The sequence below is a fragment of the Candidatus Methanoliparum sp. LAM-1 genome, from assembly GCF_020885915.1.
Classification (GTDB): Archaea; Halobacteriota; Methanoliparia; order Methanoliparales; family Methanoliparaceae; genus Methanoliparum; species Methanoliparum thermophilum.
On record NZ_AP025251.1, the window covers coordinates 788,269 to 806,036 of the forward strand.

Here is a 17,768-nt window from a genome sequence, read left to right on the forward strand (position 1 = left end):
CATCATCTATCAGGTCAGGCGTCTCGTTCTCAATAAAAGATCAGAAAAGACGAATCTTCCAACGCCAGATCTTGATCTCGTCTTTATATCTTATTATTCTTTTTTCACTACGTGCACTGAGGTAGCCTTAAATGAGGCATATACTTCCTCTCCTATTTCTAACCCAAGATCTTCCGCAGATAACTTTGTTACAAACGCGATCAAGCCGTTATCTAGTTGAAGGTGAACGAGCGCGCCAAAGTATGTCATCTTAACGATTCTCCCTCTCATATTATTTCTTGCACTGCTCTCCTGCATCTTCTTTGATATTAAGATATCCTCAGGTCTCACAAAGACTTTCACTTCTCCTTCTCCATAATCAGATACGGCATTAAGTTCGATATCGCCAAGATCTATTATGGCGATACCATCCCTGTTTCTCTTTATCTCTCCCTCCAATATGTTTTCAACACCAACAAAGGCTGCTATATCTTCATTCAAAGGTTTGTTAAAGATATCATGAGGTGTTCCCACCTGTACGATCTCACCGTCCATCATCACGGCGATCCTGTCTGCCAATATCATTGCCTCGGTTTGATCGTGTGTCACGTGAAGAGTTGTTAGTCCTTCTATCTGGTGTATCCTCTTCAATTCCTCTCTCAAAAGATTCTGAGTTCTCCGATCCAAAGCGCTCAACGGCTCATCGAGCAATAATACACTTGGTCTCGTTACAACGGCACGTGCGATTGCAACCTTCTGCTGTTCTCCTCCACTCAGCGTATCCGGATATCTATGCGATAGGTGTGATATCCCAAGCAACTTCATAATCTCATTCGATTTCCGCTCCATATCGTCTTTTGGAGTGCCTTTCAACTCCAATCCAAATCGTATATTTCTGATGACGCTTAGGTGCGGGAAGAGTGAATAATCCTGATAGACAAAACCGATATTCCTATCTTCAGGCGGATAGTTGGTCATATCTTTACCATTGATCCAGATCTCTCCCTCATCCGGTAAGTGAAAGCCTGCAATCATCTCCAGAAGTAACGTTTTTCCAGCTCCAGTTGGTCCCAAAATGACGAAATACTCGCCTTTTTTAATCTCCAAGTTTATCTCTTTTAGCGAGAATTCCTTCCAGTCCTTACAGATCTTTTTTATCTTTATCATCTTCTAATCGACCTGAATGAGATGAATATCCCTAAACAGATTAGCATCAGCAGGACTGCGACCGGTCTTGAACCTGCTAACCCATAGATCAAGAATCTCTCGTATATCAGCGTTGATACAACCATCGGATAGTATGCCAGGAGTATCACGGCTGCAAATTCGCTGATTCCTCGCCCCCAACTCATTCCAATCCCAGATAGTATGTATCTGTATGAGATGGGAATCGTGACCTTATAAAATGCCTTCCATTCTGAGGCGCCAAGCGATCTTGCGACGTTCTCTAAATGTGGATCTACGGACTGAAAGCCTTCTCTCACCGGATTTATGAAAAACGGAGCCGAAACGAATTGCATGGCAACGACGATGCCAGGAATCGCATCGAAGAAATTGATGATTGGAGAGAGAGGTGCTCCTATCAATCCATGACGATTGAATACGGAGAATAAAGCGATTCCTGCAACCATATGCGGAATCATGATTGGGAGATCTACAACACTCTCCACCATCCTCTTTCCAAAGAACTCTTTCCTGGCAAGAATATAAGCGAGAGGAATACCAAATAAGGATGATACTCCCGTTGCAAGAAAGGATGCGCCGATGGTTAGTCCTATAGAGCTCCAAACTTCTGGATCTCTGCAAACAGAGAAGAAATCATCGAGACCGAATAGAATCTGCGAAAAGATCGGTTCAGCCAGGACAATGATTATGAAAGATAGGATGAAAAAACTCAGGATATAGAAGAATATGAGCATCTTTTCTTGTTTTATTCTCATATTTTTAGCCTTTTTCTTATCTTATCCGTTCAGATCGTTTCCAAAGTTTTCGATACCAATCTCCGCTTGGTACTGTACCAGCCTCTTTTCAGATAAAGATCTCTTTTTTGTGCGTTCCAGAGCGATTCAGTCTTAGCAAATCGTTGTAGATTATCGATCTAATTCGTTTGTGATGCAGACACAATCACGGGATCCAATTCCTCTAATAGATTCCCACTTGCTTCTGCTGGAACAATCGGAGTGTGCCCCAATCTTCTAAATATATTCTGTCCTTCTTCGCTTATTACTAATTTAACGAATTCAATACCTAATTCCTCATTTATTGCATTATTTGGCACCGTTATTCCATAAACTATCGGATTACCGGTTCTTATCTCTCCAGTGGCATCCATCAGCTTCACTTTCCCATACAGATCCGTATATTCTACATCGCTTAGGTCTATCTGCGCGGGAAGATCTACAAATTTCAATCCGTGTTGTACCGCGACGCTTCTATATTCAAATGCATAATCAATCTCACCAGCTTTAACCAGATGTACCAGATCCACCGATTTATCCCTGATCGTTACCTTCCCTCTCGGCTCCAGATGTTCTGGAGATTTAATCAGATATGTCCCATCTGTCTCGTTTATTGTTATTTTCGTATTATTCGTGATTAGATCAAATATGCTTGTATTATAATATAATTCTGCGAGTTTGAATACCATTAGTGTCCTGTATCCACAAGGATCTAAATTTGGATTTGAAAATCCGAATTTAACATCAGGCTCTCGTAAAATCTCATACCAGTTCTCTTCAGTTATTTCGTCTGCATAATTGCTTTTATCTGTATATGCAAGAACCATATCATTCTTTGCAAATCTGATATACCAATCCGCATATTCTGGCATCATCATATCTGGAATGAGATGATAATCTGCCACTGCGATAACATCAGCAACTTTTCCAACCTCTGCAATCTTTCTAACGGCTTCTACACTACCAGAAGACTCCCTTTGAAGATCTACATTCGAATACTCATCCTCAAACTCATTTTCCAATTCCTCAAAAGGTACTGCTAAGCTTCCAGCATGAAATACCTTGACTTTGATCGTCTCTGTTGGAGGATGTACGAACGCCATCCACGAGGCAATACCTCCAACTATGCAGATCAAGACGGCAATCAAAATTACCGTATTCCTCTTCATGAAAAATTATTTCTCTATTATAAATAAAAACTTTTGTATTCACTCAAGGAGTTGACTTTGATTGTTCTATCAAATCTTCTAAGAACTCTCCCAGATCGCTTATCTTAATTCTCTCCTGTTTCATGGTGTCCCTATCCCGTACCGTCACTTTATCATCGTCCAACGTATCAAAATCGATAGTAACACAAAAAGGAGTACCTGCCTCATCTTGTCGTCTATATCTTCGTCCAATGCTCCCATTATCATCATAGAATACATACAAATTATAACTTTTCAATAATTCTGTAACCTCTTTACTCTTTTCTATCAACTCTTTTTTAGGAAGTAGAGGAAATACTGCCACATCTATAGGAGACATAAAAGCTTTGAAGCCTAAAACTACTCTCATCTCACCGTTTTCTAAAGGCTCCTCTCGATAAGAACTCTCCAACAGGGAATACAAAATACGATCTATACCATAAGAAGGTTCTACTACATGAGGAACAATCTTTTCTCCATGAACCTCTTCATCTGTTTCTTCTATCGAATATGCCCCGTTTTTTATTATAATATCTTCGTCCCCTATCTTCAAATGAAGATCTCCGTCTTTGATTATACCTTCTCCTTTTTTCAACTTCTCTAATATCAATGGAGACTTATCTTTAAACATAGGACCAATTATATCCATATTAGGTTTTATTACATTTTTTTTAACCTTTATAGGTTTATCAAATGGTTTAAAAATGTACAACTCTTGATCGCTCTCGATAGAATGAGATCTCAGATCATAATCTCCTCTATCTGCTATTCCCGCGACCTCAATCCAGCCATATTTATCCGTTTTTATCTCAGCATCCCAGCAATCAGATGCGTAATGTGCCATCTCGTCTTTCTTGTGCTGTCTAAACCTTATTTTTTCATTTGGGATACCTATCCTAGTCAAAAACATGTTGGCGATAGCAATATTGTAAGCAACAAACTTGTTTCTAATTATTTTATTATCTATAGCCTCTTTTATTGTTATTCGTATTTCCCTATTATAATCTCTTGGAAAGAGATTCACAACGTAATCTGCGACTTTGTCTATTGATAATCCGTCCTCGTTGGGGTCTATAAATATCTCCGCCTCTGCAATCGTAAATTCTCTTAATCGAATTATACCCTGCCTTGGAGATATCTCATTCCTGTAAGCTTTGCCTATTTGAACGACACCAAACGGAAGGGTTCTTGCCAGTCGTGATAAACGAAGAAAATTAATGAATATGCCTTGTGCCGTCTCCGGTCTTAGATAACCGCTCCTGTTATTTCTATCAACACCGATAGATGTTTCGAACATAAGATTAAACCGTTGGCATCTTCCTAATTTTCCCCCACAAACAGGACATCTTATGTTATTTCTTTCGATCAGTTCTTCATACTTGTTTAAATCTGTACCTTCTATATCGATCCCTAAGTCATTTAGCAGGTGATCTGCCCTATACTCCTCTTTACAATTGTCACATTTAACAATTATATCAACAAAGTTTTCTATATGACCGGATGCAACGAAGACTTTGTCTAAATTTATCGTTGGTGTATCCACCTCTAAAAATCCTTCTTTAATACGATAAAATCTCATCCATTCGTCGAGTATCTTTTTTTTGATGATGGATCCTAATGGTCCATAATCCCAAAAACCAGATGAGCCGCCATATAATTCAAAACTCTTCCAAAAAAAACCTTTTCTTACTGCTAGATTTATTATCTTATCATTTTTCTCTTTTTCAGTCATAAAAATCCGTTTTTATCTAATCTACAGAAATTGTTTCTAATAGACTGATAACCTCCCATATTTTTGTCCTTGTAGGCAAAGGCATATTTGAATCGCTACTGATTTCTTCTAAGAGAGATATTGCCATTGTAGCCCTCATAGGAATATCTTTAGATTCATCCAATATATTTGATCTTACTTCTCCGACTACACGCCTAATATTCTTCGGTACAGAGGCATCAGCTATAATTTTCTCTATAATATCAACGCACTCTCTTATTGTCTCCTCTTTTGTACTCATCATACCACCTTACTAAAATTACATCAAAGAGATGTTAAAGAGACATTCTATAAATAAAACTTATGCATCTATCTTTATATATCACACCATGATTTAATGATAATTATGAACGAAGATGAGAAGATTACAAAAATTTCAGATATGCTTATAAAAGGAGGAAAAATGTTATCGGCCCATTGCCCATCCTGTGGTAGCCCACTCTTTAAAAAGGATGATATAATTATCTGCCCGATTTGTGAGACAAGGTTTATCGAAGAGAAAGATCTAAAAGATAAGGATATAAAAAGAGAAGAGATACAGGACAGGTCTGATGCCAAAATGGAAAATTATATCAAAAAAGAAATACCAAAAAAGATTTTAGATATTTTTAAAGATCTTGAAGAAGAAAAAGATTTTACAAAGATAAATATGGGGCTTAATTGTATTAAAGATCTCTTAAATATCATAAAAATATTAAAAGAGGTTAAACTGATTGAAAAATAATAAAAATGCAAAAATTATAAAGATCGGTTTATAAACCCATGGTTTGTAATATCTCTTCATCGGTGTAACTTGCGTAAAACTCTTTAAAACTCTCTCTATCTTTCCTATTTTTAATATAGTTGTTCAATAGATTTTGCACGATAATTTTAGACTCTTCAACAGAGACTTTTTTTATACGTCGCCCAAAAGTAGGATTTTCTCCTAATCCTCCTCCTATCAATATCTCAAATCCTTCCTTTTTTTTAGTCCCTTCTTTAATCAAGACACCTTGAAGACCTATATCTGCGATACGGTGGCATGCACACCCGTGGGGGCAGCCGGTCACATGGATTTTGATATCTTCTACCGGGATATCATTCATCCTTTTCAGTATATCTATTCCACAATCTTTTGTATGAGCCAATCCATATCTGCATAGATCTTTTCCGATACAACAGACGAGCCCTTTTTCTATTGAAGATGGATCTGTCGATAACCCTATCTTAGATATACTTTTATCTACATCATTCAGATGCTTTTCAGGAATATTCAATATGATGATATTCTGCATAGCCGTAGTATTCAACGTTCCATCACCAAAATTAGATGCTAAATCTGCCAAACTTTTGATTTGATCCGAACGAATCCTTCCGCATGGGACAGATATACCTTTATAATAATAACCGGCTTGTTTTTGCTCGAAAGTTCCAATATGATCTTTATAGTTGTATCTTGGATATTTAAAATATATCTTATCCAATTTTTCCCCTAATTTGTCTTCTAATACTTTATTAAATCGATCTATGCCCCAATTATCTATCAAAAACTTAAATCGAGAACGGGATCTATTAGACCTGTCTCCATAATCTCGGTATATCTCTAAAATTGCTATGCAGACATTTTTAAGATTATTCTTGCCTACTAGATAACCAATGCTTCTTCCAAGATGAGGGGACGATGATAGTCCTCCTCCGACCAACAGATCAAAACCAATTTTACCATCTTCACCAGTCTTTACCGCAACTATTCCCAGATCATTAATCTCTGATTTTGTACAGTTTGATTTACAGCCAGATATAGATATCTTAAATTTTCGTGGAAGATTTAAAAAATCGTTACTTTTAAGTAAAAAATCGGATAGGTCTTTTATTATATATCGGGTATCGCACACCTCATCCTTCTCAAATCCAGATACAGGACAAGTAACGATGTTAGATACGGTATCTCCGGATGTTCCTTTTGTAGTGAGACCTACATTATTCAACTTATCTAGAACACCAGGAATATTTTCTATTTTCAACCAATGCAGTTGGATTGTCTGACGCGTGGTTAGATTAACGAAACCTTTACCATATTTTTCAGCAAGTTCTCCTATTAGCAAGGCTTGATCCGATTTTAATTCACCTCCAGGAAGCCTGATTCGCAACATGAAATATTCTTCTGTTGTTGGCTCGTGAACTATGCCATACCATTTAAACAATAATAAATCTTCCTCTTTAATAGAATCAAAACCTTTAAAAGCATATTTTCTGATATTTTCGATTATATCAAAATTGCTATTCTGTTTTACATATTCGATATCCAGCAAGATAGATTATCTCCTTTACTTTGATATCGATTATAGAATATCAATTACATAAAATACTTATTGTTAACAATATATAAAACTCATTAAATAAAATGAGTGATAATATTAAAATTATGGAGATCTTAAAAAAAGAGTACAAGAACAGATTAACTACGTTAGAAGATTCGTCTTTTAAAGACCCGTTCCAGATCCTTATCTCTTGTATCTTAAGCTTGAGAACCAGGGACAAAACAACCGATGAAGCATCTAAGAGATTATTTTCTATTGTAAAAAGACCTGAAGATGTATTAAAATTAACCAGAGAAGAGATAGAAAAAATCATACACCCCGTTGGATTTTATAGAAAGAAGGCAGATACTATCTATGAGATCAGTCTCCAGCTTGTAAAAGAATACAATTCATCTGTTCCTGATACGATAGATGAATTGTTAAAATTCAAAGGTGTTGGTAGAAAGACTGCAAACATCGTTATAACACATGCATACCACAAACCGGGTATAGCAGTCGATACTCATGTTCATAGAATATCCAACAGGCTAGGGCTTGTATCTACTAAAAATCCAGACGAGACGGAGTTTGCGTTAAGAAACGTGATTCCTAAAGAATATTGGATCTCTTTGAATAGCTTATTTGTAGTTCATGGCCAGACTATTTGTACGCCGTTAAGCCCAAAATGCAGCAAATGTATCATAAAAGAGTATTGCAAAAGAGTTAATGTAAAAAGATCTAGATAACTATCTCTTAAGACTACGATCTTGCATAACTAACACTCCTATCTATTTTGCAATTTAGTAGTTTTTCGTTTAGATGAATCTTTTTATAACATCTTCTATTTCTGCCAAACTTGAGAGAACTGTAATTCCTTCCATAATTCTCAATTTTTCCACCATTGCTGCATCTTCTTTTCTCACTCTGACAACGATCTCTTTGCCATTAGGAAGCTTAGTAACAAGTTTTCCCTCTTTAAGATCTACTGGAAGGATAAAAACAGGAAGATTTACCTTCATTGCCTGAGCAGCCGAGTTTGTAATTAACGAGTCGGCTATACAGGATGCAATTTTTGCTACGGTATTTGCAGTGGCTGGGGAGATAAGAAATAGATCATACGCACCGGTTTGCAGCCTTCCAGCTAAAAACGGAGAGTTTGGACCTTTTTCAATGCTTACCTTTACAAAATTATTTTTTACTTCATCAAGCAACTTATAGAACTTTAAAACGACTTCTCCCTCTTTTGAAATAAAAACATGAACATCTAAATCGTATTTTTTTATAAGGTCCTTCATAAAAGATATATTTTCTTCGATCATATCTCCCGCACCTGTTATACCCCAAGCAATCTTTAAACCCATTTTAATTCCCTTTTACTTTTATTATTAAATTTTTAAGTATATAAGTTTTTCCAAACATCAACCAATCTATCTAAAGTTTTATAAAGCGATTTTAACCCTTCTTTGTCCTCTTTTGCACCATCCGATCCTTTATCTTTAGACCAGATCGTAGCACCAAGATTCGCACCGAACGATCCGCCGCTTATAGGAATCATCTCATTTATCATATAAAAGTCTATTATCGATCTTAATGCAATCTCTTGACCGCCAATTCTATCTCCTCCATCTGCAATAGCAGCACCTAATTTACCGTTTAATGAATGCGGATTTTTTGCGACAAATGCCCTCATTCGGTCAAAAATTACTTTTGCTTGACCACTAAGTGTTCCTTGATAAACTGGGGTTCCAATTAAGACAGCATCTGCCCATTCAAACCCAGAATAAACATCTTTCATTGCATCGTTGAATATACAACCACCTTTTTTTATACAGTTGTTACAGTGGATACAGAAATTAATCTTTTTTCCATATACCGAAAAGAAACGAGTTTCGGCATTATATTCTTTTTCTAAATATCTTAACGCCTCGTTGATAATCCAAGCAGTGGCTGCTATTCTAGGACTTGTAGATATTCCAAAAACTTTTATCAATGCAATCTACCCCTCATATTAAAAATGTAAACATATATATAAAAGTATAAATTTAAATAAAATCTCCAAGTGATTCATGATGAAAAAAGTAGTATTAGCATACTCAGGTGGGTTGGATACATCTATCTGTATCTTCCTTTTGAAAGAGAGATACAATTTTGATGAAGTAATTTCAGTTATCGTAGATGTAGGGCAGCCTGAAGAAGATATCAAGATTGCAAAAGAGAGGGCAGAACGGTTTGCAGATAAGACTTACCGTATCGATGCAAAAGAAGAATTTGTCAATGATTATATCATTCCTTCAATAAAGGCAAACGGATGTTACGAAGGATATGTCTTAGGAACGGCGATTGCCCGACCTTTGATAGCAAAAAAAGTCGTTGACATTGCAAAAAAAGAGAATGCTCAGGCACTTGCACACGGTTGTACAGGGAAAGGAAACGATCAACTTAGATTCGATTTTATATTCTCATTATCGGGTTTAGATATAATTGCACCCATAAGAGACTTAAATTTGGTAAGATCCTGGGAAATCGATTACGCCAAAGAAAAAGGGCTTAATTTAGGGATAAATTCCAAAAAGCCATGGAGTATCGATGAAAATCTGTGGAGTAGAAGTATAGAAGGGGGAAGACTTGAAGATCCGTGGTTTACTCCACCGGAAGAGGTTTATAAATGGACTAACGATCCTAAAAACTCTCCCAAAGACCCTGCACTTATCGAGATCTCCTTCAATGATGGTATCCCTATTAAATTAAACAATAAGGAATTAGATGGTTTAAATCTTATAAGAGAGTTGAATAAACTTGGTGGATTGCATGGTATAGGAAGAACCGATATGATAGAGGATAGGATCCTTGGATTAAAAGCCAGAGAGATTTACGAGCATCCTGCCGCTACGATTTTGATATCTGCACATAAAGCGTTAGAACAGATTGTATTAACCAAGGAAGAGATATTTTTCAAGAATATGGTCGATGAAAAATGGTCTGATCTTGCATATAAAGGGCTTATTTATGAACCGTTATTTGATGATATTAACGCATTCATAGATAAGACACAAGAACGAGTCTGTGGTGATGTGAGACTAAAACTTTTCAAAGGATGTTTAAGCATCGTTGGTAGAAGATCTCCTTATCAACTTTATCAAGAAAAAAACGTCTCATTCGAAGAGAAACAAAATGAAAAAGTTATTTTATCTGAATATCATGGATATCAAGCCAAAATTTTTAAAAATATGATCATTGAGGGTAAAAATTAATGTAGATAGTAAAATAGTAATGTTTATATATGGATTTATAAATATGCAGACTTGTATAATCTAATTATATAGAAATATAAGATAGTATGGCTATGTATTAATAAAACAGAAAAAGGTGTTATTATGGGCAAAACAGGAACTACAAGATGGGTAAAAATTAAAAATAATAGAGGAAAATATAGATTGGTGGCAGAAAAAAGAACAGGTTTTAAAAAACCGGGACCGAATCAAAGATACGATGGAAAAGGACGATTAAGACGGCGAATAAAAAGATCACCATCATCGTTGATTAAATAATATTAAATTTTCAAAAAATTTATATTAAGTAACAATTAAGTATAACATATAATGAAACAAGACGTTTGTCCGATTTGTGGTTTACCGAAAGATCTTTGTATATGTGAAGATGTGGCTAAAGAGAGCCAAAAAATAGTTATAAAAGCAGATAGGCGAAGGTATGGTAAGGAAGTTACGGTAGTTGATGGAATAAATGCTGCCGATATAGATCTCGATAAATTGGCCAGGTTTTTAAAATCAAATCTGGCTTGTGGTGGAACTGTCAAGGGTTCGTCTATAGAGTTACAAGGGCAGCATAAAAATAAAGTAAAAGAGATGCTTGTATCAAAAGGCTTTTCTCCAGATCAAATAAAGGTTTTATGATGTTTTGTTGGCAATGATATTATTTTAGATACGTTAAGGGATATCGGATGTGAGAAAATGTAACGAATAAAATAGAATATTTATCATTCTAGAATATTTTTTATCATTCTAGAATATTTATCGTTCTATTTTATTTATCTTATATCATCTTATTAATTAAGTCTGAATTGGTCGGATTCTTCCCATTAATTTGGGCAGATTATGCATCGAAAGAGACAGACAATATAAGAATGGAATCCCAGCCAGAAGAGAGAGGATTATAATCGGGACAAAGAGAATAGTACCACCAAAATCTATTCTTATATATTTTTAAATGGAAAAGTTTAATATAACGAGAACTATTGCGATAAACACGGCCGATATAACAACTGTTTTTGGATTTATCCCTATTTTTGTATCCTCTGTATCGAAGTACCGCATTATACCTGCGCTTGATGATAAACCAGATGACGATTTCTTAGAAGCCATTTTGATTACATTTATAATGTAGATAACAACAGATATATAAAGATTATGAAGAAAGGGCATGAAGTTATCTTAAACGGTACCATCCTGACCGGTGAGGATCTCGATATAGTAAAGGGTAATCTTATTGTTAGAGAGGGAAAAATCCGAAGGATCGAAGAGTCGACAGTAGGATCCGAAATAATAATCCCGTCATTTATAAATGCACATACTCATTTAGGTGACTCTTTTGCTAAAGATATACCATTTAAAAATTTACGCGAAGCTGTTACCCCACCAGATGGACTTAAACATAAATTATTGAATATCACATCCGAGCATATAATATTAGAATCTATGAAGGAGAGTATAATTGATATGGTAAAATGTGGAACGGGTTTATTCATGGATTTTAGAGAAGGAGGTATAACTGGGCTTAATCTATTAAAAAAAGCGTTATCTAATTCGATTGATGCATTTATTTTAGGCAGGCCGGTTAACGAGAAAGAGATCGACGAGATTTTAAAAAAAGCCGATGGTATCGGAATGAGTAGTACCAACGATCATGAGGAGGAGTATCTAATAAGATGTATAGAACATACAAAAAAATTTGGTAAAAAGTTTGCGATTCATGCAGGTGAGTTAGATGATAGTGATATAGACCCTGCTATCGATCTTGGTGCGGATATACTGATCCATCTTACCCATGCAGATAAAAAACAGCTCAAGAAGATAAAAGATTTAGGAATCACCGTTGTTGTATGTCCAAGATCCAATTTTGTGACGGGTGTGGGTATTCCACCTATAAAAAATATGCTTGATTTAGGTATCGATGCCATTGTAGGAACCGATAATGTGATGTTTAATTCACTAAACATATTTTCAGAATTGGAGTTCATTTCAAAAATATTTTACAGAGATAATGATAAAAATGTTCTTAAGATGGCTACATCCAATATAAACCGTTTATTAAAAGATCACGGCACCATATCAGAGGGAGGATGCGCCAATTTAATGGTTATAGACGGAGGATCGCCGAATCTCAACCGGAGTAAAGATCTATATAGAAGTATCGTACGAAGAGCAAGACCTGACGATATCAAGATGATTATACATAAAAACACAGTTTTAAAAAAGTATTTTTAATATTTATCTATTTTACTTTAAATTTGATACTATCGAAAGGTTTATTACAAAGATTAGATTGAATCTCTCTTGATGATAACAATTACTATAGCAATAATAGCGTGGATATTGCTTATAGCATTTATCGCGCTAATTGCAGGAACTTTTGAAGATTTGGAGTCAGACGTTGGATCGCAGAGTAATCCTAATTCGCAGGTACAACTGGCAGCACAGGTAGGATACATAAACAGGTTTTTTAACAAGGCTATATCTGGTGAACCACCCGCATACGGATTATATTGTGCAGTCTCAGCGGGTATTGCAGTGGTCTTTTTAGGACAAGGTTACTCACCCATACTAGCGATACCGTTGGGTGCAGGAATAGCGGCTATTGTTCATATGTTGCTTGCATCTACCGCTTATATGGGTAGAACCGCATCTCAGAGAAGGTTTGAACAACCTATGTATTTGGATGTATTAATCAGACAACTGTTACCTATAGCAACGCACGGTTTTATCGCTGTGATAGGTATAACAACGATATGTTATATACAAGCTTATATTATGCCTGGCGTACTACAGAGTGCGTTTCCAATGCCTTTATTAGGATTGATTTGGGGTATAACTATAGGGTCCATAGGTTCTTCGGTAGGAGATGTGCACTATGGAACGGAGAGAGAGTTCCAGGATAGACCTTTCGGTGAAGGAAAACGTGTTGTTTATCATGGTAGGATAACCAGGTATTCAGAATGCGGAGTAAGAAACCAGAACGATGTTGTCTACTTCTGTGCCAAGTACGGCGGTCCGATAACTGGTTTGGCGTTCGGTTTGATACTGCTCTTCGAGAACTGGAGGAGTCTCTTAGGTTTTTCGTTAGGCGGTAGTCCTGAGATGGCGATAGCAATATCTATCGGTATCGGTATTGTGATAGCGGTCGCTCTCTTCTTCATAAACTATGCTCTTGTAGGATATGTTAGGAAAAGATATGGAACGTTTGTGGGGGAATAAAATATGGATCCGATCTTGATCTTTATATGTATAATAGTAGGAGGAATATTAACCAGTATAGGTGTACACTTGATGCCTGTAGGCGGTGCTCCAGCAGCTATGGGTACCGCTACGGGGGTTGCTACAGGAGTAAACATGTTATCAACGGGTGCGGCTATGACAGGTCTTTTCACTGCATCTACTGTGGCAATGGTAACCTCTAATATCTGGTTAGTCTCTTTATCAGGTGCTGTAGGCTCTATGCTGATGCTAGCGTTTACTATGCTAAGTGGTACTTTGATATATACACAAGGGACGGGGATCGTGCCTGTATCTGGAAGAGTAACGAAAGATCCGATTACTGGTCGTGATTTTCTATCTTACAAGACGCCTCAGACGGATGGACATGGCACTCCAGATGTATCTTTTTTATCTGGCGAAATTGGAGCATTTCTAGGCGGTTTTGGAGGTGCTTTAATCTTTTATTCATTAGTATTCTATGCTGGTTTTAATATAGCATTATCTGGTATCGCTGCGTTGGGTATATTCCTAGCAAACGCTGTTTTATCGGCTTATAACATAGGAGGTACGATAGAAGGATTTCACGATCCGAAGTTTAAGCTTTTGCCGAGAGCATTGCTGGCATGTTTTGTAGCATCTCTAATCTGTGCATCGTTCATCTACATAGTAGCTTATGCTTTACCAATAGGAGGAATTTAAGATGGAAGTAGACATTGATAAGAAGAAGATTGATTGGTTTAGTCAGCGGAACTTGATGATTATATCTATCGTTTTATCTACGATAATCGCGATATTCACATCGTTACCAGCCGTGGTAAAGGCGATTGGATTGATACTAGCAATAGTATGTGGTGCAGACGCAGTTAGAACGATAGCCCATTACGGGTTGGGTACAGGTGTGCCCTCGATAGGTATGCTTGCTTTGGGTATAGGTATCACGGCTGCTCTTGCAGGGATGGCAGCACCTCTCCTTTTTGAAGAAGGTGCTTATTTGGGTGTTATAATAAGCATTATTCTGGCAGCAATCGGAGGATGTGTATATGGTCTAGTTGCAGTTAATGTATTAAAGATGAAGATTCCTGTCATGGTCAGCGGTATGATTCAGTTGACGATAGCGGGTACGCTCTCTATAATTCTTGCCTCTTCTATCTTAGCAGGAACCTGGCACCTTGATATGGTGTTAAACTCTGTTATAAATACGGGATGGATTGCTGTTATATTCATAATGTCTGCTATCGGTATGCTTCATCCGTATAATGCTTGTCTCGGTCCTGATGAAAAGAGAAATAGAACTCTTGTTCTCAGTATAGAGTTAGGATCTCTTTTATCGTTGCTTCTTGGTATCGAATTGATATTTAACGATCTAATAGATGGTGCCATATTGATAGCATTATCTGGGATTATATGGGTGATAAGTTATGTCGTTTTTGTAAAATTATCTATGAAACAGGCATACAAGGTCGTTGGTACTGGATTGATCAAGACGTTGGAGTGATTAGAATATGTCGATAGTTATATCTGAAAAACATAGAGTGGTCTTAGATCCTAAGACACTAAAAGTAGGAATGGCATTACCCGACGTTTACATACTGGATATTTCTCCGATAGAGGAGAAGATAAAAGAGCTGGATATTATAGCAGATGACCTTATCGGTTGTCTGGATCCTACCACAGGTATGCTCAATTCTCAACCTAATCGAGAAGGAGCATTGAGCAGGGCAGGATTTTTAACGATGATGATGGTAGGGCTGACGATCGGGTTGGGTATGATAGCTCTTGTACTATTGTCTATCGAATAAGAGGAGTGTTAAAATATGGTTGAGAAAAAAGATGTACCACCTGAATGGCCACCGGTAAGCGGAGAGTATGCAATAGGTGATCCAAAAAATCCTGTCGTAGTCTCGTCGTTAGGAACATACTTTGATGATAAAAAGGTGCTTGGATTTGGTGCTTCTATGGTCGGTCCTACTAAGACCGAGAATATAGGATTGGAAAAGATTATAGCAAACACGATATCTAACCCAAATATACGGTTCCTTATCTTAGCAGGGACTGAAGTTCCTGGGCATTTGACAGGTAATTCAATGCTGGCATTGGCAGAATATGGTGTAGATCCTAATTCAAAAAAGATAATAAATGCTAAAGGTGCGATACCATTTATAGAGAATGCTCCAATAGAAGCAGTAGAGCGATTCAGAGAACAGGTAGAAGTAATAGATATGATTGGAACCGAGGATTTGTCGAAGATCGGTGCAAAGATAAAAGAACTTATGGAAAGAGATCCTGGTGCGTTTCCAGAAGATCCGATTATTATCAAATTAGGAGCAGAAACGGAAGAGAAAGAAGAGGCTGAACTTCCATTAGCAATGCCAACAAAACCAGTAATGGATACTTTAAACAAGGCGATAGAATCGATACAATATAAATCTCAGCTGATAGTCAGGGATCAAAAACTAACAAGCGGATTATCCAACAATGCAATCTTAGGTATATTGACCGGAATTATTCTCGCTATTATTATATCGCTGCCGCTTATACTTTTACGGTAACAGTAATCTCATAGTTAAAATTATTATATTAAAAAGAGGTAAAAATATGGAAGAACAAACGCCTGAAACGGTTTTGATAGAGGCTAAAGTAGAGGATCAAAAAAGAATGATCACCTTAATCGGTAAAGATAATCGGTTGGCCGCTGGATTATGGGTTGGATTTATAAAAGGTCTTTCAATAGGGTTATTTACAGGATTTATCTTGTTTGGAATAAGATTATTGATGGGGTAGAAAATGGATAAAGAGATCGAAGAAAAAACATCGTTAGGTGCACCTATTACGTTAACACCGCCAGAATACAAGGAGTTGCTGGCAAAACTCGATGAGATAGATGAAAAGATAGAGTTCACGGCAGGAGAGTTGGCTCAAAGATTGGGTGATAGGATAGGATTTTTGATCGGTATACCTTATGGGTTACTGATCGCTTTATTGATCTTCATATTTTTCTTTATGGGGTGAAACATAGATGTTTATATATAGTAAAGAACAAAAAGTGGTTGATTTTGCAGGAATTAAGATAGGAGGACAGCCAGGTGAGATACCAACAGTCTTGGCTGGAACGATATTTTATGCAGGTCATAAGATCGTAAAAGATGATGTGAAAGGAGTAATAGACGAAAAAAAAGCGGAAGAATTGATCAACAAACAGGATGAGATGTCTGATATGACGGGTAATCCTGCAATAATACAAATATTTGCGGAAGCACCTGAAGCGATGGAGAAATATATTAACTTTTGTACAAAAGTTAGTGATACGCCATTTTTAATAGATTCTACGGATGTAACTGCAAAGATTGCAGGAATAAAGTATACTCATGAGGTCGGTCTTTCAGATAAGGCAATGTACAACTCATTAAACGTCTCCTGTACGGAAGATGAGTTAAAAGCACTCAAAGATATGGATATTACATCTTCTATTGTTTTAGCGTTTAATCCAAGGGATGCAACGGTTAATGGTAAAGTAGATTTGCTTAAAACAGGAGCAGGACTTGTTGATAAAGGTTTATTGGATTTATCAAAGGATCTAGGGCTGGACAAGATAATAGTAGATGCGGCGTCTATGCCAATAGGCTCGGGTGCAGGATCTTCTGTTGCTGCAGGATATGTAATAAAATCTTTATTTGGAGTTCCTGTAGGGTTAGGAATACATAATGTTCCCTCTGCATGGGTCTGGCTAAAAAATTACAGGAAGGCACATTCCGAACACCCTGAAAAAGGGGTATGGATCGGAGAAGGAGCAGACGTTTTTAAAATGTGTGATATAGGTTCTAATATCATACCGATAATTTCTGGTCAAGATTTTGTCTTATATGGCCCAATAGAGAATTCCACGCTGGTATTTCCTTTATGCGGAATGGTGGATATAATGATGGCTGATGCAAATCAGGCAGAACACGGTATAACTCCTATCGATACACATCCGTTATTTAAGATGGTAGAATAATCAAAAATTATCAATATTTTTATTTTTTTACTTTTTATCTTTATATTTTTCTTTATATCTTTTTAAGAGTATCGATTCAAAAGATTAATATTACATTATTGTTTAAAATTTT

Annotated in this window: 23 protein-coding genes; 14 read left to right on the forward strand and 9 right to left on the reverse strand. The window is 36.6% G+C overall.

Annotated features, from left to right (window positions below; genetic code table 11):
- Positions 1–93 precede the first annotated feature (93 nt).
- The 5 genes from wtpC to LPC15_RS04340 all read right to left on the reverse strand — a co-directional run bounded on the left by wtpC (position 94) and on the right by LPC15_RS04340 (position 5,139).
- Positions 94–1,146, reverse strand: coding sequence for a tungstate ABC transporter ATP-binding protein WtpC (gene wtpC / locus LPC15_RS04320; RefSeq protein ID WP_229234154.1), 1,053 nt, complete (start codon positions 1,144–1,146; stop codon positions 94–96).
- On the reverse strand, positions 1,143–1,919 hold the full coding sequence (locus tag LPC15_RS04325; protein WP_229234155.1) for an ABC transporter permease: 777 nt from the start codon (positions 1,917–1,919) through the stop codon (positions 1,143–1,145). Before LPC15_RS04325 ends, wtpC begins: the two co-directional genes overlap by 4 nt.
- A gap of 158 nt (positions 1,920–2,077) precedes the next feature.
- The gene (wtpA, locus tag LPC15_RS04330; RefSeq protein WP_229234156.1) at positions 2,078–3,106 is read right to left on the reverse strand and encodes a tungstate ABC transporter substrate-binding protein WtpA; all 1,029 of its coding nucleotides are present in this window, start codon (positions 3,104–3,106) and stop codon (positions 2,078–2,080) included.
- Between the two features lie 43 nt (positions 3,107–3,149).
- Positions 3,150–4,856: a glycine--tRNA ligase gene (glyS, locus tag LPC15_RS04335; protein WP_229234157.1), complete on the reverse strand. Its 1,707-nt coding sequence runs from the start codon at positions 4,854–4,856 to the stop codon at positions 3,150–3,152.
- A gap of 16 nt (positions 4,857–4,872) precedes the next feature.
- Positions 4,873–5,139: a UPF0147 family protein gene (locus LPC15_RS04340; RefSeq protein ID WP_229234158.1), complete on the reverse strand. Its 267-nt coding sequence runs from the start codon at positions 5,137–5,139 to the stop codon at positions 4,873–4,875.
- 102 nt (positions 5,140–5,241) lie between these two features.
- Between LPC15_RS04340 and LPC15_RS04345 the strand changes: the two genes are divergently transcribed.
- Positions 5,242–5,619 carry an Sjogren's syndrome/scleroderma autoantigen 1 family protein gene (locus LPC15_RS04345; protein ID WP_229234159.1) on the forward strand — a complete coding sequence of 126 codons (378 nt, stop codon included), beginning with the start codon at positions 5,242–5,244 and terminating at the stop codon, positions 5,617–5,619.
- Positions 5,620–5,647: 28 nt separating this feature from the next.
- Here the strand turns inward: LPC15_RS04345 and LPC15_RS04350 are convergent, their stop codons facing one another.
- Positions 5,648–7,186 carry a nitrite/sulfite reductase gene (locus tag LPC15_RS04350; protein ID WP_229234160.1) on the reverse strand — a complete coding sequence of 513 codons (1,539 nt, stop codon included), beginning with the start codon at positions 7,184–7,186 and terminating at the stop codon, positions 5,648–5,650.
- A 92-nt stretch (positions 7,187–7,278) separates the two neighbouring features.
- Between LPC15_RS04350 and nth the strand changes: the two genes are divergently transcribed.
- Positions 7,279–7,920, forward strand: coding sequence for an endonuclease III (nth, locus tag LPC15_RS04355; protein WP_229234161.1), 642 nt, complete (start codon positions 7,279–7,281; stop codon positions 7,918–7,920).
- A gap of 69 nt (positions 7,921–7,989) precedes the next feature.
- On the opposite strand, the gene afpA is transcribed toward nth, so the two are convergent.
- Both afpA and LPC15_RS04365 read right to left on the reverse strand, forming a co-directional pair.
- Positions 7,990–8,535: an archaeoflavoprotein AfpA gene (gene afpA, locus LPC15_RS04360; RefSeq protein ID WP_229234162.1), complete on the reverse strand. Its 546-nt coding sequence runs from the start codon at positions 8,533–8,535 to the stop codon at positions 7,990–7,992.
- Between the two features lie 32 nt (positions 8,536–8,567).
- On the reverse strand, positions 8,568–9,161 hold the full coding sequence (locus LPC15_RS04365; RefSeq protein WP_420709499.1) for a flavodoxin family protein: 594 nt from the start codon (positions 9,159–9,161) through the stop codon (positions 8,568–8,570).
- 79 nt (positions 9,162–9,240) lie between these two features.
- Between LPC15_RS04365 and LPC15_RS04370 the strand changes: the two genes are divergently transcribed.
- The 3 genes from LPC15_RS04370 (at position 9,241) to yciH (ending at position 11,085) form a co-directional block, all read left to right on the forward strand.
- The gene (locus LPC15_RS04370; protein ID WP_229234164.1) at positions 9,241–10,425 is read left to right on the forward strand and encodes an argininosuccinate synthase; all 1,185 of its coding nucleotides are present in this window, start codon (positions 9,241–9,243) and stop codon (positions 10,423–10,425) included.
- A gap of 123 nt (positions 10,426–10,548) precedes the next feature.
- Positions 10,549–10,722, forward strand: coding sequence for a DUF5350 family protein (locus tag LPC15_RS04375; RefSeq protein WP_229234165.1), 174 nt, complete (start codon positions 10,549–10,551; stop codon positions 10,720–10,722).
- A gap of 51 nt (positions 10,723–10,773) precedes the next feature.
- Positions 10,774–11,085, forward strand: a complete 312-nt coding sequence (gene yciH, locus LPC15_RS04380; protein WP_229234166.1) for a stress response translation initiation inhibitor YciH — start codon at positions 10,774–10,776, stop codon at positions 11,083–11,085.
- 309 nt (positions 11,086–11,394) lie between these two features.
- Here yciH and LPC15_RS07040 read toward each other — a convergent pair whose 3' ends face one another.
- Positions 11,395–11,613 (reverse strand): preprotein translocase subunit Sec61beta, encoded by a 219-nt coding sequence (locus LPC15_RS07040; protein WP_420709465.1) that lies wholly within the window; start codon positions 11,611–11,613, stop codon positions 11,395–11,397.
- On the opposite strand from LPC15_RS07040, the gene LPC15_RS04390 reads away from it, so the two are divergent.
- The 9 genes from LPC15_RS04390 to mtrH all read left to right on the forward strand — a co-directional run bounded on the left by LPC15_RS04390 (position 11,599) and on the right by mtrH (position 17,656).
- Positions 11,599–12,675: an amidohydrolase family protein gene (locus LPC15_RS04390; protein WP_229234168.1), complete on the forward strand. Its 1,077-nt coding sequence runs from the start codon at positions 11,599–11,601 to the stop codon at positions 12,673–12,675. The genes LPC15_RS07040 and LPC15_RS04390 overlap by 15 nt on opposite strands.
- A 72-nt stretch (positions 12,676–12,747) precedes the next feature.
- Positions 12,748–13,662 (forward strand): tetrahydromethanopterin S-methyltransferase subunit E, encoded by a 915-nt coding sequence (gene mtrE / locus LPC15_RS04395; RefSeq protein ID WP_229234169.1) that lies wholly within the window; start codon positions 12,748–12,750, stop codon positions 13,660–13,662.
- 3 nt (positions 13,663–13,665) lie between these two features.
- Positions 13,666–14,361, forward strand: a complete 696-nt coding sequence (gene mtrD / locus LPC15_RS04400; RefSeq protein ID WP_229234170.1) for a tetrahydromethanopterin S-methyltransferase subunit D — start codon at positions 13,666–13,668, stop codon at positions 14,359–14,361.
- A gap of 1 nt (position 14,362) precedes the next feature.
- Positions 14,363–15,157 (forward strand): tetrahydromethanopterin S-methyltransferase subunit MtrC, encoded by a 795-nt coding sequence (mtrC, locus tag LPC15_RS04405; protein WP_229234171.1) that lies wholly within the window; start codon positions 14,363–14,365, stop codon positions 15,155–15,157.
- 7 nt (positions 15,158–15,164) lie between these two features.
- On the forward strand, positions 15,165–15,461 hold the full coding sequence (gene mtrB / locus LPC15_RS04410; protein WP_229234172.1) for a tetrahydromethanopterin S-methyltransferase subunit MtrB: 297 nt from the start codon (positions 15,165–15,167) through the stop codon (positions 15,459–15,461).
- A 15-nt stretch (positions 15,462–15,476) separates the two neighbouring features.
- Positions 15,477–16,211 carry a tetrahydromethanopterin S-methyltransferase subunit A gene (gene mtrA / locus LPC15_RS04415; protein WP_229234173.1) on the forward strand — a complete coding sequence of 245 codons (735 nt, stop codon included), beginning with the start codon at positions 15,477–15,479 and terminating at the stop codon, positions 16,209–16,211.
- 46 nt (positions 16,212–16,257) lie between these two features.
- Positions 16,258–16,443, forward strand: coding sequence for a tetrahydromethanopterin S-methyltransferase subunit F (gene mtrF / locus LPC15_RS04420; RefSeq protein ID WP_229234174.1), 186 nt, complete (start codon positions 16,258–16,260; stop codon positions 16,441–16,443).
- 3 nt (positions 16,444–16,446) lie between these two features.
- The gene (mtrG, locus tag LPC15_RS04425) at positions 16,447–16,671 is read left to right on the forward strand and encodes a tetrahydromethanopterin S-methyltransferase subunit MtrG (protein WP_229234175.1); all 225 of its coding nucleotides are present in this window, start codon (positions 16,447–16,449) and stop codon (positions 16,669–16,671) included.
- Positions 16,672–16,678: 7 nt separating this feature from the next.
- Positions 16,679–17,656: a tetrahydromethanopterin S-methyltransferase subunit H gene (gene mtrH / locus LPC15_RS04430; protein WP_229234176.1), complete on the forward strand. Its 978-nt coding sequence runs from the start codon at positions 16,679–16,681 to the stop codon at positions 17,654–17,656.
- Positions 17,657–17,768: the final 112 nt, after the last annotated feature.